The following is a 12142-nucleotide window of genomic DNA, read 5'->3' as shown; positions in this document are numbered from 1 at the left end:
TCGGGCGGCCGTGTTGCAACAAAAGTGCGGTGCGTCGGAGCGATCCGATACGGCCGTTTGTAACGACACCGGCCCGCGGTGATGGTCACCGATAGAAGAGCTTGGTCGAAAACTTTGTTTAAAGGAAAGTTGAAATGCGTCACCGTCATGGTTTGCGTAAACTGAACCGTACCAGCAGCCACCGTCTGGCAATGCTGCGTAACATGTCGAACTCGCTGATCGAACACGAAGCGATCAAGACCACGCTGCCGAAGGCTAAGGAACTGCGTAAGGTTGTCGAGCCCCTCATCACCCTGGGCAAGAAGGACTCGCTGGCTAACCGCCGCCTGGCTTTCAACCGCCTGCGTGATCGTGACTCGGTCTCGAAGCTGTTCAACGTGCTCGGCCCGCGCTTTGCCAACCGTCCGGGTGGCTACCTGCGTATTCTGAAGATGGGTTTCCGCGTTGGCGATAACGCCCCGATGGCGTTCGTCGAACTGCTGGACCGTCCGGAAGTCGACACGGAAGCGCCGGAAGTTGCTGAGTAAGCGACTCGCGCAGCAGGCCTTTGAGGACTGCCAGCCGTAAAAGAAAAAGCCAGGTCATCGACCTGGCTTTTTTTATTTACGGTGTTGTCTGACCCGCGGGACGGATATCTCTGGAATAGCGGCCAGTCCGCGCATCTTGCCGACGGCCGGTGTACAGTGAACAATCGCAACGTTTGACCGGTCTACTGCACACTATGGATGCCCTTCTCATCGTCATGACGACGTTTCCCGACGAAGCCAGCGCCGAAGCCGCTATCGACGGCATGTTGAATGCGCAACTGGCGGCATGTGTCCAGCAAATGGCGCCTGTGCGGTCGAGTTATCGCTGGCAAGGCAAACGCGAGACGAGTGTTGAAGTGCCACTCATGATCAAGACGAGCGCCGCGCGTTACACGGCGCTCGAGCAGTTCATCAAGGAACACCATCCTTACGACGTGCCGGAAATTGTGGCGTGGCCTGCGACGGCCGCGCTCCCCGCCTACGCACGCTGGGTTGAGGATGAGACTCGGGGGAAGTTGCATGTCTGAAGCAGTGATCGCGGCTTGGCCGGTGGTTGCCCGGAAAGATCTGGGTAAGCAACGCGGAATTTGGGCGCTCGTGTGGGTATTCGCCGTTGCGCTGATGCTGGTGCTCGGCGTCGGGCGGGCGCACGCCGCAGATGATTTTCTCGATCCGGATGTCGCGTTCAAGGTGTCGAAGTCGGAACAGCCCGGTGCGGTGCTGCTGCATTTCGAAGTCGCCAAGGGCTATTACCTCTATCGCGAGCGTTTCGCGTTCGCTGCCGACAATCCGGCGATCAAGCTCGGTACCCCAGAATTTCCAAAAGGTGAAGTCAAACACGACGAGACCTTCGGTAAGGATATGGAGGTGTATCACGAGCCTATCGACGTGCGTATTCCCGTTGCCGACGCGGCGAGCCCCTTCACGCTGACCGTCACGATGCAGGGCTGTGCGGACAAAGGGCTGTGCTATCCGCCGATGGATAAGCGGTTCAAGATTTCGGCGGCGGTGGCTGCTGGGAGTGGTGCCAGTGGCGGTGCGGGAGCGTCGTCGATGTCATCGCAGTCCGTGGCAGGACCCGCGACGCAAGCGTTACTGGGGACTAAACCCGATGCAGCGAATTCTCCTGATGCCAATCAGATAGCACCGGCGGCGACGGGCGGAGGCTGGCTCTCGGCACGTGACGATTACAGCGAAGCCGAGCGCATTCTTTCCGGCGGCAGCTTCCTGCTGGCGCTCGGTATCTTCTTCGCGCTGGGGGTGGGGTTGGCGTTCACGCCGTGCGTTTTGCCGATGGTGCCTATCCTGCTGTCGATCGTCGCAGGTCAAGAGGCAAGCCGGGGCAAGGCGGTGCGTCTCGCCATCGCCTACGTACTCGGCATGGCCATTGTGAACACGGCCATCGGCGTTGCAGCTGGGTTGCTTGGCCAAGGGCTGATCGCGTTTCTCCAAGCCCCTTGGGTGCTCGCGTCGTTTGCGCTACTCATGGTGATCCTGTCGTTGTCGATGTTCGGCATGTACGAGATCCAGTTGCCGTCGGCGCTCCGTAACCGGATCGACGATGCGGCGCGCAAACAAAAGTCGGGTCAATGGATGGGGGCGGCCATGATGGGCGTCCTGTCCGGGTTGATCGTTAGCCCGTGTGTCACGGCACCGCTTGCCGCTGCCCTGGCGTTTATCGCCAAGACCGGAGACGCCGTTTTCGGTGGCGCTACGCTCTTTGCGCTGTCGCTGGGAATGGGGTTGCCGCTTGTCATTCTTGCGGGAGGTGGCGGGGCTTTGCTGCCGCGCGCTGGCGCATGGATGGACGGGGTGAAACGGTTCTTCGGCTTTCTGCTGCTGGGTGTGGCGCTATGGATTGTGCGGCCGCTGTTGTCCACGCAGGTGTTGCTGCTCGGTTGGGGCGTGTTGCTGCTGGTGGCGGCGACGTTCATGCGCGTGTTCGACAGTCTGCCGGATGGCGTGAGCGGCACGCGGCGGTTATTGAAAGGGCTGGGTGTTGCCGTTGCGCTGCTGGGCGCTGTCGCGTTGGTCGGGGCTGCCGCAGGCGCTCGCGATCCGCTCGCACCGCTGGCTGGCGTGTCGACGGCGGCGTCTGGCAGTGCCAGCGCGGGGGCGCACGTCGCAGAGGAGGTGAAATTCCAGCGCGTGCGAAGTGTTGCGGAACTCGATCAGGTGGTTGCCACGGCGGGTCGTCCTGTCATGTTCGACTTCTATGCCGACTGGTGCATCAGCTGCAAAGAGATGGAGCGGTTTGTCTTTACCGACCCGCGGGTGCGGGCACGTCTGGACCGTGTGCTACTCGTGCAGGCTGACGTGACGAAGAACAATGCGGACGATCAAGCACTGCTCAAGCGGTTTGCGCTGTTCGGTCCACCCGGCATCATTTTCTTTGACGCCAAGGGCACCGAGGTACCGGGGTCACGCGTGATCGGTGCGCAATCGGCAGACCAGTTCCTGCGCAGTCTCGATAAGGCTTACGGGCCGGCAGCGTGAGCCGAAAAGGTGCCGCATGAAGGGTGCCTTGTAAGCTCCCCCAGCTATCGGCGCGTCATAAACAAACAGCCAGTCCGGCACCGGACTGGCTGTTTGTTTTTCAGCGATAAGCACGCCGCCGAAACCTTATGGGGCGTGCTGTGGCCGCTTAAGCTTGTGCGCGAATCAACCGCGCTGCGTCAAGCGCAAAGTACGTCAGGATGCCGTCAGCACCGGCGCGCTTGAATGCGAGCAGCGATTCCATCATCACCTTGTCGTGATCGAGCCAGCCGTTCTGTGCGGCGGCCTTCAACATCGCGTATTCGCCGCTGACCTGATAGGCGTACGTCGGGAAGCGGAACTCATCCTTCACGCGTCGCACGATATCGAGATACGGCATGCCGGGCTTGACCATGACCATGTCCGCGCCCTCTTCGATGTCGAGCGCCACTTCACGCAGCGCTTCGTCCGAATTGGCCGGGTCCATCTGGTAGGTCATCTTGTTGCCCTTGCCCAGATTCGAGGCCGAACCGACAGCGTCGCGGAACGGGCCGTAGAAGGCCGAAGCGTACTTGGCGGCATAGGCCATGATGCGCGTGTGAATGTACCCGGCAGCTTCGAGCGCTTCACGGATGGCACCAATGCGACCGTCCATCATGTCGGACGGCGCCACGATATCGACACCCGCTTGCGCTTGCGTGAGCGCCTGTTTCACAAGAATCTCGGTCGTCACGTCGTTAATGACATAGCCGTTCTCGTCGAGCACGCCATCCTGACCATGGCTGGTGTACGGATCGAGTGCCACGTCGGTGAGCACACCAAGATCGGGGAAGTTGCGCTTCAGTTCGCGCACGGCGCGCGGGATCAAGCCTTCGGGGTTCGTGGCTTCGATACCGTCGGGCGTCTTGAACGACGTGTCGATATTGGGGAACAGCGCGATGACAGGTACGCCGAGCGTGACGCAGGTATCGGCCACACGCAGCAATTCGTCGACCGAGACGCGCTCGACACCGGGCATGGAGTCGACGGCCTCGCGGCGATTCTGACCTTCGAGCACGAACACCGGATAGATCAGGTCGTCACAAGTCAGTTGGTTTTCGCGCATCAGGCGGCGCGAGAAGTCATCGCGTCGCATGCGGCGCGGGCGAAGCAGGGGATAGGAACTCATGCGATCGGTCCTTTGGACGGGGAATAGCGCGTCTGAAAATTCCGTGATTCGTCTGGTGAAGACGTCCCGAAAACGTGTTGCCGTTGTGATTGGCTCAACGATTCCGTAAGGGGGAAAGCGCGCAAAAAAGGGGCACTTGCCGGGAAACTTTCGGACGCATGGTATATCATACCAACCGGATGTTCGCACTGTGTGTGGCGTCCCCCGCTTCTCCTCCCTGAGCGGGCGCCTGTCGTTCTACGATAAGGCTCATTTAAACCCGCCGTGCCTACACGGCGGTTTTTTTATGTGCGCTCGCTTTATCGCGTGTCATGCCCCGGCGATCGTCTGCGGGCGGGCATGGCAGCACGCTCCGACAATTCCGCGGGGCCCTCATCCGTTTGGTTGAGGTCACCGCGCACCACAGTACCTTTCCCCGAAATGCGTCGAACTCGCCTGCGGCTGACCGCGACGATATGTCGCGCCCGGCGAACCGCTGCGTCAACTACCTTTGGCGGGGTAGCCAGACGCACACGACGATGTGCAGCGCTCGGGTTTGTCGGGGTGCTTCGAATCGAGAGAAGTCGAAATTACTGAGGCGCGCTCATTTCTTCGCCGATTCGCGCGGCGGGATAGCGAGCCAGTCTTCGAGCACGCGTTGCGCGGCTTCGACGCCCGTGCGCTTAAGCGACGAGAACAGTTGTGCCGTGAACTGCGCAGGGGTATTCGCATCGTCCGACGGGAGTCCGTCCGTGCGCGGGATGGCATTCAGACGCTTCTGGGTGTCGCGCAGCACCACGGTGGCTTCCTGGCGCGTGAGCTTGTCGGCTTTCGTCAGCAGGACGTGGATGGGGCGTCCGGTCGGCAGGAACCAGTCGATCAGTTCGCAATCGAGATCCGTGAACGGGCGACGCGAGTCCATCACCAACACCAGCCCGCGCAGTTGCGGGCGTTGCACCAGATAATCACCGAGCAGTTGTTGCCAGTGCACCTTCACGCCGCCGCCGACTTCGGCGTAGCCGTAGCCGGGCAAGTCGACGAGATAGCCGTAGAGATGCTCAAGGTGAGCAATCTCGAAGTAATTGATGTGCTGCGTGCGGCCCGGTGTCTTACTGGAGAAGGCCAGACGCTTCTGGTTGCACAGGATGTTCAGCGCGCTGGATTTGCCCGCGTTCGAGCGACCCGCGAAGGCGACCTCGGGCACTGCCGTGGGCGGCAGATCGCGCAGATGATTGACGGTCGTAAAGAAGCGGGCTTGATGAAGTAGGGACATGACAGGAACCGGGGAGCGCCGCAGCCTCGGCAAGCGGGCTGGCAACGCGGGCGCAGGGGCGCAGAACGGTGAGTAGGGACGTCGCCGGCGAAAGCCCGGGAAGCCCCGCTCTGCGGCCTTCTACATGGAAATCCCCTAAAGTCGGGGAAAGACTTTATTGTACAATACGAAAGTTAACCTTGGCCTTGCCGAGGCTTGTCCGAACGTCTCGCACGCCGTGAGGTTGGAGGAGAAACACGGCGCCGGACGGTGAGTTCGAACGACCGATTTCCCGACAAAACAGATATAAGGTGTGCGAATGAACCGAGGAGTGTGGAAGTCTCTCGCTGCAACACCATTGGCGCTGGCATGCTTTCTTCTGAGCGGTGCAGGACAAGCCGCCGAGCCGCAAGCGCCTGCCAAGCCAGACTTGAACCGGGGACAGGCGATTGCCAGTCAGGTCTGCGCATCCTGCCACGCGGCAGACGGTAACAGCACCGGTGGTGCGTACCCGAAGATCGCCGGGCAGCACGCCGAATACCTCTACAAGCAGCTGACCGATTTCAAGGCGCAGCCGGGCAAAACACCCGCGCGCAACAATGCCATCATGGCCGGCATGGTCGCGGCGCTGTCCGATCAAGATATGCGCAACGTGTCCGCTTACTTCGCATCGCAGACCGAGAAACCGGGTGCGGCGCGTAGCAAAGCCACCGTTCCGTTGGGTGAAAAGATTTTCCGTGGCGGTATCGCAGAGAAGGGCGTGCCCGCCTGCGCCGCTTGTCACGGACCGGCCGGTGCCGGCATGCCGTCGCAATACCCGCGCCTCGGCGGCCAGTGGGCCGATTACACCGCTGCACAACTCGTGGCCTTCCGCGACGAAACGCGTCAGAACAACGCGCCGATGCATGCCGTTGCGTCGCGACTGTCGGACAAGGAAATCAAGGCAGTCGCGGATTACATCGCCGGTTTGCGATGATCGGAAACGTTTGCCCTGACATCGTGTGAACGTCAGGGTATATTCGCTGACTTATAACGAAACCAGCGCCGTCACCGCAGAGTGGCGCGATCGAACTGGTTTAGCATACACAGGGTGGCGGGCGCGTGAAAAACGCGCTCCCGCCCTTTTTTGTTGCCGGAAATAGGATGAGCATCAGTACCTCGGGAATGCAGATCAAAGGCGCGCAGCGATGGGTGCGCGACGGTGTCGAGCTAGTGAGTTCGATGCGTTTTGCCATCAGCCTGCTTACCGTGCTCGCGATCGCCAGCATCGTCGGCACTGTGCTCAAGCAAGGCGACCCTTACCCCAACTACGTCAATCAGTTCGGCCCCTTCTGGGCCGACGTCTTCCGCTCGCTTGGCCTTTATACGGTCTACAGCTCGTGGTGGTTTCTGCTGATCCTCTTCTTCCTGATGGCGTCGACGACGCTGTGCATCGTGCGCAACGCACCGAAGATGATCGCGGATATCCGCAGCTGGCGCGACCACGTCCGTGAAGGCAGCCTGCGCGCCTTCGGTCACCGGGGTGAATTCTCGGGCCCCGCCCCGCGCGCGGAATTGTTGCCGCGACTCACGGGCTTTCTCGGACGCCGCGGCTACCGCTTCGTCGTGCGCGATCGCGACGGTGCGACGCTCGTCGCCGCCAAGGCCGGGGCGATCAACAAGATCGGCTACATCTTCGCGCACAGCGCCATCGTCATCATCTGTTTGGGCGGGCTGGTCGACAGCGACCTGCTCATCCGCGTGCAGATGGCCCTGTTCGGCAAATCGCCGCTGCAAGGCAACGCCGTGATCGCGCAGATTCCCGAACAACACCGCCTCTCGTCGAGCAACCCCGCATTCCGCGGTTATGCATTCGTGCCCGAGGGCGGCAAGTCGACGACGGCCATTCTCAACTTTCAGGACGGCTCGGTCGTGCAAGACCTGCCCTTCTCCATCGAGTTAAAGAAATTCCACGTCGACTACTACTCGACGGGGATGCCGAAGCTCTTCGCCAGCGACATCGTGGTGACGGACCCGGAGACAGGCAAGTCGATGGACGCGACGGTGAAGGTGAACGAGCCGTTTATCTTCAAGGGCGTAGCGATTTATCAGTCGAGCTTCGAAGACGGTGGCAGCAAGCTGAAACTCACCGGTTACCCCATGCGTGGTGCGTCCGATAAGACGTTCGCATTTTCGGGCGATATTGGCGGGTCCACGCAGTTGAAAGGCAGCGCTGCCGCCAAAGACGAATACACGGTCGAATTCAGCGATTTCCGCGCGATCAACGTCGAGAACATCAGCAACGGCAGCGGACAGCAAGACGTGCGCGGCGTGGCTCGCAAGTCGTTTCGCGACGACTTGAGCGCACAACTGGGTTCGGGAGCCAAAACCGACCTCAGCAAGGACTTGCGAAACGTCGGCCCCTCGGTGCAATACAAGGTGCGCGATCGTAGCGGGCAGGCGAAGGAATACCGCAACTACATGCTGCCGATTCTCGTCGAAGACGGTCAGCGTGTGTTCATGACGGGCGTGCGCGACACCCCCGACGGCCCGTTCCAATACTTGCGCATCCCCGCCGACGAAGACGGTTCGGTCAAGCAATGGATGCTACTGCGCGCCGCACTTCAGGATGACGGTGCCCGTGCCGAAGCTGCGCGCCGATTCGCTGCGCAGTCGCTGCCGGCCCAAACCTCTGCCGAACTGCGTAGTCAATTGCAGGAAAGCGCCAAGCGCGAAATGGATCTCTTCGCCGGTGCGATCCCGGCGAGCGCGAACGGCCATGCCACTGGCGGGCTGCAAGCGATTGCCGAGTTCGTGAGCGAGAAGGTGCCGCAGGAGCAGCAATCGAGCGCGGCCGACATGTTCCGGCGTATTCTCGACGGCACGATCTGGCAACTTTGGCAGGTCGCGCGTGAACAGGCGGGCCAGCCCGCAGTGGCGTCCACGCCGGAGAACGAGCGCTTTGTGCACACGGCGACCAACGCGCTGTCGGACAACTTCCTGTACGACGCGCCGGTGTTCCTGCAACTCGATTCGTTCGACCAGATTCAAGCGAGCGTCTTCCAGCTCACGCGCTCGCCCGGGAAGAAGATCGTGTATCTTGGCAGTCTGCTGCTGGTACTCGGCATCTTCTCGATGTTTTATGTGCGCGAGCGGCGTCTCTGGCTGTGGGTGAAAGACACCCCGGTGGGCGGCAGTTCGGTACTGATGGCAGCGTCGACCACGCGTCGCACGCTGGATTTCGACAAAGAATTCGCCCGCACGAAGGCGGAGATCGATGCGATCGTCACAAAACGATGAAGGTGAGAGACATGGAGTTATCGCAAGGCTATTCAGACGTCTCGTGGCTGCGCCGTCGCAGTATCGGCGACTGGCTGTTCGCACTGGCGCTGGCGCTGGGCGCGGGTTTCGCGCTCAACCGCTACGGCCACTTTATGGATTACTACGAGCACACGATTCTGGTGCTCTCGGTGCCGACCTTTGCCGTGCTCGGCTGGCACTGGCGCTCGGTGCGCTGGCTGATGGCGGGCATCGCGATTCTCGCGCTCTCGGGCATCGGGCTATATCACCATGATTTGGCACGCGCCGATCAAGCGTTCTTCCTGAAGTATTTCCTATCGAGTCAGTCGGCCATCCTCTGGATGAGTGCGCTGTTTTTCCTGGCGACACTGTTCTATTGGGGCGGTCTGCTCGCGCGCTCGCCATTCGGTGCGAGCGTCGGGTCGGCGCTGTGCTGGGCGGCGGTACTGCTCGGCTTCACCGGCATGATGGTGCGCTGGTACGAGTCGTATCTGGTGGGTGCCGACGTCGGGCACATTCCAATCTCGAACCTGTACGAAGTGTTCGTTCTGTTCTGCCTGATCACGTCGTTGTTCTACTTGTATTACGAACAACACTACGAGACGCGCGCACTCGGACCGTTCGTGCTGTTGGTCATCAGCGCTGCCGTTGGTTTCAATCTTTGGTACAGCGTGGCGCGCAGTGCGTACGAAATCCAGCCGCTGGTCCCGGCGCTGCAAAGCTGGTGGATGAAGATTCACGTACCGGCGAACTTTATCGGCTACGGCACGTTTGCACTGGCCGCGATGGTGGCGGTGGCGTACCTGCTCAAATCGGGCGAGCAAAAGCGTAACGTCGCCGCAGGCCGGGCGATCGATAGCGGCTTCTTCTCGTCGCGTTTGCCCTCGCTCGAACTGCTCGACGACGTGATGTACAAGGCGATCGCCGTCGGTTTTGCGTTCTTCACGATCGCCACGATTCTCGGCGCGCTCTGGGCTGCCGACGCTTGGGGTGGTTACTGGAGCTGGGACCCGAAGGAGACGTGGGCGCTGATCGTCTGGCTGAACTACGCCGCGTGGCTGCACATGCGCTTGATGAAGGGGCTGCGGGGTGTCGTGGCCGCATGGTGGTCGCTGACGGGTCTGCTGATTACGACGTTCGCGTTCCTTGGCGTGAACATGTTCCTGTCGGGGCTGCACAGCTACGGACAGCTCTGACGCGTGGTCAGCACCTCGACGGGTCCGCCGCAGGCGGTAGTTCGGGGCGATGAGAAAGATGCAAAAAAAGCCGCCAGCGCGATATGCGCTGGCGGCTTTTTTATTGGGTGATGCTTGGCGTCGGGTTCGTGTCTACGAGCGACAGCGAAAACGATATCTAACCGTTTAAGCGGGCAGCAGACGTTCGCCTGCAAACAGCGATTCCACCGTTTCGCGCTCACGCACGAGGAAGGCGTCTACACCATCGACCATGACTTCGGCGGCACGCGGGCGCGTGTTGTAGTTCGAGCTCATCGTGAACCCATACGCACCGGCCGAGCGGATGGCGAGCAGGTCATCGGGGGCAATTGCCAGTGCGCGATCGCGACCGAGCCAGTCACCGCTTTCACACACGGGGCCGACAACGTCGTAGGTTGCCACGTCATTCGAGCGGCGTACCACCGGGTCGATGGCGTGATAGGCCTCGTACATCGCCGGGCGGGCAAGATCGTTCATCGCCGCGTCGACGATGGCAAAGTTCTTGGTTTCACCGTGCTTCAGAAACTCCACGCGCGTGAGCAGCACGCCCGCGTTGCCCACGAGTGAGCGGCCCGGCTCGAACAACACCTGACGATGCGCATGACCGCGCTTGGCGATGTGGTCGATGACCGTGGTCGCAAAGGCCGTAATATCCGGCGGCGTTTCATCCGTGTACTGAATGCCGAGGCCACCACCCACGTCGATGTGATGCAGTGAGATGCCGGCGTCATCGAGTTTCTCGACCAAATCGAGAAGCTTGTCGATGGCGTCAAGATACGGTGAGATTTCCGTGATTTGCGAGCCGATATGGCAATCGATGCCAACGACTTCGAGGTTCGGCATGGACGCGGCGGCGCGGTAAGCGTCGAATGCTTCTTCGTACGCGACACCGAACTTGTTGCCGCGCAGACCGGTGGAAATGTAGGGGTGCGTCTTGGCGTCGACATTCGGGTTCACGCGCAGCGATACGCGGGCGCGCTTGCCGACCTGACCGGCCACTTCGTTCAGACGGTCGATTTCCGGGCGCGATTCGACGTTGAAGCAGAACACGTCCTTCTCGAGCGCATAGCGCATTTCATCTGCATGCTTGCCCACGCCAGAGAAAACCACGCGACGCGCGTCACCGCCCGCGGCAATCACGCGTGCCAGCTCACCGGCCGAGACGATGTCGAACCCTGCGCCAAGCTTGGCGAACACGCCGAGCACCGCAAGATTCGAGTTGGCCTTGGCCGCGTAATGGACTGCGGCGTTGCGGCCTTCGCAGGCCTTGGCGTAAGCCTGATAGGCAGACGTCAGCGCTGCCTTCGAATACACATACAAAGGCGTACCGAAACGCTCGGCGAGCGCGGGCAGGGCCACGCCCTCGGCATGGAGTACGTCGTCGCGGTAGGAGAAGAAGGCGTTGGACATCGCGGAAACTCGGGTGATCGGCAAGGGCGCGCATCGGGGCGCGCAACAAAGAACAAGCGGAATACGGTGCTCCGGCACGCTATCGGAAGCCCAGGGGCAACCGATAGCGGTGCCGACAAGCTTACTCCGGTTTGGCGGCGGGCAACGAGGCTGCCGGCGGTACTTCGACCGACGGTCCGCGCTGCGGCTCAGGTACGAGCGGCGGCGGGGGCACGGGCGCGCCCGGCGGCGGGGTCGGTTTGACTGGTCGCGCGGGCAAATAAAGAGGGCCAGCCTGACCGCAACCGGCTAATACGCTTAGCAGGGCAATCGAGGCTACAATCGCGCAGGTTCGAATAGGTGCTGTCATGGGGGTATCGCCGCGTGGTGCGGCATGCAATCGATGACGCAAACCGTGGAGTTTAGCATGACGGAAAGTGAATTCCTGGCGCTCGCCGAGGCCGTACTGGCGCGGGTCGAGGCAGCTGTCGAAGACAGCGATGTGGACATCGATTGCGAGCGTACCGGCAATGTGCTGACGCTCGAGTTCGACGATGGCAGCAAAATCATCGTCAATCTGCAAACGCCGATGAGCGAAATCTGGGTGGCAGCGCGCTCGGGCGGCTATCACTTCCGCCTGAAGGGCGACGAATGGCGCGACACGCGCGACGATTCCGAGTTGTTCGAGGCACTCTCGCGGTTCGCATCGCAGCAAGCTAACGAGACGGTAACGCTTCAAGCTGACTGACGTTGTCGTGCAGGGTGAGCGCCTGTGGCGATGGACAATCGCCGCTCGGGCACGCGTGTTCCGCGATTCGTAAAAAACGGCGCAGGATCTCATCAGAGATGCCTGCGCCGT

Annotated in this window: 11 protein-coding genes; 7 read left to right on the top strand and 4 right to left on the bottom strand. The window is 61.3% G+C overall.

Going from position 1 to position 12142, the window contains the following annotated elements:
- Positions 1-134 precede the first annotated feature (134 nt).
- The 3 genes from rplQ to dsbD all read left to right on the top strand — a co-directional run bounded on the left by rplQ (position 135) and on the right by dsbD (position 3023).
- Positions 135-527 (top strand): 50S ribosomal protein L17, encoded by a 393-nt coding sequence (rplQ, locus tag ACPWR9_RS23925; RefSeq protein WP_150682358.1) that lies wholly within the window; start codon positions 135-137, stop codon positions 525-527.
- A 194-nt stretch (positions 528-721) separates the two neighbouring features.
- Positions 722-1054 carry a divalent-cation tolerance protein CutA gene (cutA, locus tag ACPWR9_RS23920; RefSeq protein WP_426301357.1) on the top strand — a complete coding sequence of 111 codons (333 nt, stop codon included), beginning with the start codon at positions 722-724 and terminating at the stop codon, positions 1052-1054.
- A complete protein-coding gene (gene dsbD, locus ACPWR9_RS23915; RefSeq protein ID WP_426301355.1) occupies positions 1047-3023 on the top strand; it encodes a protein-disulfide reductase DsbD in 1977 nt (658 codons plus the stop codon). The genes cutA and dsbD overlap by 8 nt, the downstream gene beginning before the upstream one ends.
- Before the next feature lie 148 nt (positions 3024-3171).
- Here dsbD and hemB read toward each other — a convergent pair whose 3' ends face one another.
- Entirely contained in the window at positions 3172-4170 is a 999-nt protein-coding gene (gene hemB / locus ACPWR9_RS23910) for a porphobilinogen synthase (RefSeq protein WP_426301353.1), read from the bottom strand.
- A 583-nt stretch (positions 4171-4753) separates the two neighbouring features.
- Positions 4754-5422 (bottom strand): ribosome biogenesis GTP-binding protein YihA/YsxC, encoded by a 669-nt coding sequence (yihA, locus tag ACPWR9_RS23905; protein ID WP_426301351.1) that lies wholly within the window; start codon positions 5420-5422, stop codon positions 4754-4756.
- Positions 5423-5720: 298 nt separating this feature from the next.
- On the opposite strand from yihA, the gene ACPWR9_RS23900 reads away from it, so the two are divergent.
- The 3 genes from ACPWR9_RS23900 to ccsB all read left to right on the top strand — a co-directional run bounded on the left by ACPWR9_RS23900 (position 5721) and on the right by ccsB (position 9876).
- Positions 5721-6377, top strand: a complete 657-nt coding sequence (locus ACPWR9_RS23900) for a c-type cytochrome (RefSeq protein ID WP_426301348.1) — start codon at positions 5721-5723, stop codon at positions 6375-6377.
- A gap of 167 nt (positions 6378-6544) precedes the next feature.
- Positions 6545-8680 (top strand): cytochrome c biogenesis protein ResB, encoded by a 2136-nt coding sequence (locus ACPWR9_RS23895; RefSeq protein WP_426301346.1) that lies wholly within the window; start codon positions 6545-6547, stop codon positions 8678-8680.
- A gap of 11 nt (positions 8681-8691) precedes the next feature.
- Positions 8692-9876 carry a c-type cytochrome biogenesis protein CcsB gene (gene ccsB, locus ACPWR9_RS23890; protein ID WP_426301344.1) on the top strand — a complete coding sequence of 395 codons (1185 nt, stop codon included), beginning with the start codon at positions 8692-8694 and terminating at the stop codon, positions 9874-9876.
- Between the two features lie 165 nt (positions 9877-10041).
- On the opposite strand, the gene lysA is transcribed toward ccsB, so the two are convergent.
- Together lysA and lptM are read right to left on the bottom strand one after the other, a co-directional pair.
- Positions 10042-11304, bottom strand: coding sequence for a diaminopimelate decarboxylase (lysA, locus tag ACPWR9_RS23885; RefSeq protein ID WP_426301342.1), 1263 nt, complete (start codon positions 11302-11304; stop codon positions 10042-10044).
- Positions 11305-11425: 121 nt separating this feature from the next.
- Positions 11426-11653, bottom strand: a complete 228-nt coding sequence (gene lptM, locus ACPWR9_RS23880; RefSeq protein WP_084663971.1) for an LPS translocon maturation chaperone LptM — start codon at positions 11651-11653, stop codon at positions 11426-11428.
- Positions 11654-11710: 57 nt separating this feature from the next.
- On the opposite strand from lptM, the gene cyaY reads away from it, so the two are divergent.
- Positions 11711-12031: an iron donor protein CyaY gene (cyaY, locus tag ACPWR9_RS23875; protein ID WP_426301340.1), complete on the top strand. Its 321-nt coding sequence runs from the start codon at positions 11711-11713 to the stop codon at positions 12029-12031.
- Positions 12032-12142 lie beyond the last annotated feature (111 nt).

The sequence above is a fragment of the Pandoraea pneumonica genome, from assembly GCF_049918595.1.
In the GTDB taxonomy this organism is placed as follows: domain Bacteria; phylum Pseudomonadota; class Gammaproteobacteria; order Burkholderiales; family Burkholderiaceae; genus Pandoraea; species Pandoraea pneumonica_A.
The sequence above is the reverse complement of the archived record's forward strand: the minus strand, read 5'-3'. Positions and strand labels throughout refer to the sequence as shown.

Coding starts and splice junctions, on each gene's coding strand:
- rplQ (WP_150682358.1), top strand. CDS start 135: ATGCGTCACCGTCATGGTTTGCGTAAACTGAACCGTACCAGCAGCCAC.
- cutA (WP_426301357.1), top strand. CDS start 722: ATGGATGCCCTTCTCATCGTCATGACGACGTTTCCCGACGAAGCCAGC.
- dsbD (WP_426301355.1), top strand. CDS start 1,047: ATGTCTGAAGCAGTGATCGCGGCTTGGCCGGTGGTTGCCCGGAAAGAT.
- hemB (WP_426301353.1), bottom strand. CDS start 4,170: ATGAGTTCCTATCCCCTGCTTCGCCCGCGCCGCATGCGACGCGATGAC.
- yihA (WP_426301351.1), bottom strand. CDS start 5,422: ATGTCCCTACTTCATCAAGCCCGCTTCTTTACGACCGTCAATCATCTG.
- ACPWR9_RS23900 (WP_426301348.1), top strand. CDS start 5,721: ATGAACCGAGGAGTGTGGAAGTCTCTCGCTGCAACACCATTGGCGCTG.
- ACPWR9_RS23895 (WP_426301346.1), top strand. CDS start 6,545: ATGAGCATCAGTACCTCGGGAATGCAGATCAAAGGCGCGCAGCGATGG.
- ccsB (WP_426301344.1), top strand. CDS start 8,692: ATGGAGTTATCGCAAGGCTATTCAGACGTCTCGTGGCTGCGCCGTCGC.
- lysA (WP_426301342.1), bottom strand. CDS start 11,304: ATGTCCAACGCCTTCTTCTCCTACCGCGACGACGTACTCCATGCCGAG.
- lptM (WP_084663971.1), bottom strand. CDS start 11,653: ATGACAGCACCTATTCGAACCTGCGCGATTGTAGCCTCGATTGCCCTG.
- cyaY (WP_426301340.1), top strand. CDS start 11,711: ATGACGGAAAGTGAATTCCTGGCGCTCGCCGAGGCCGTACTGGCGCGG.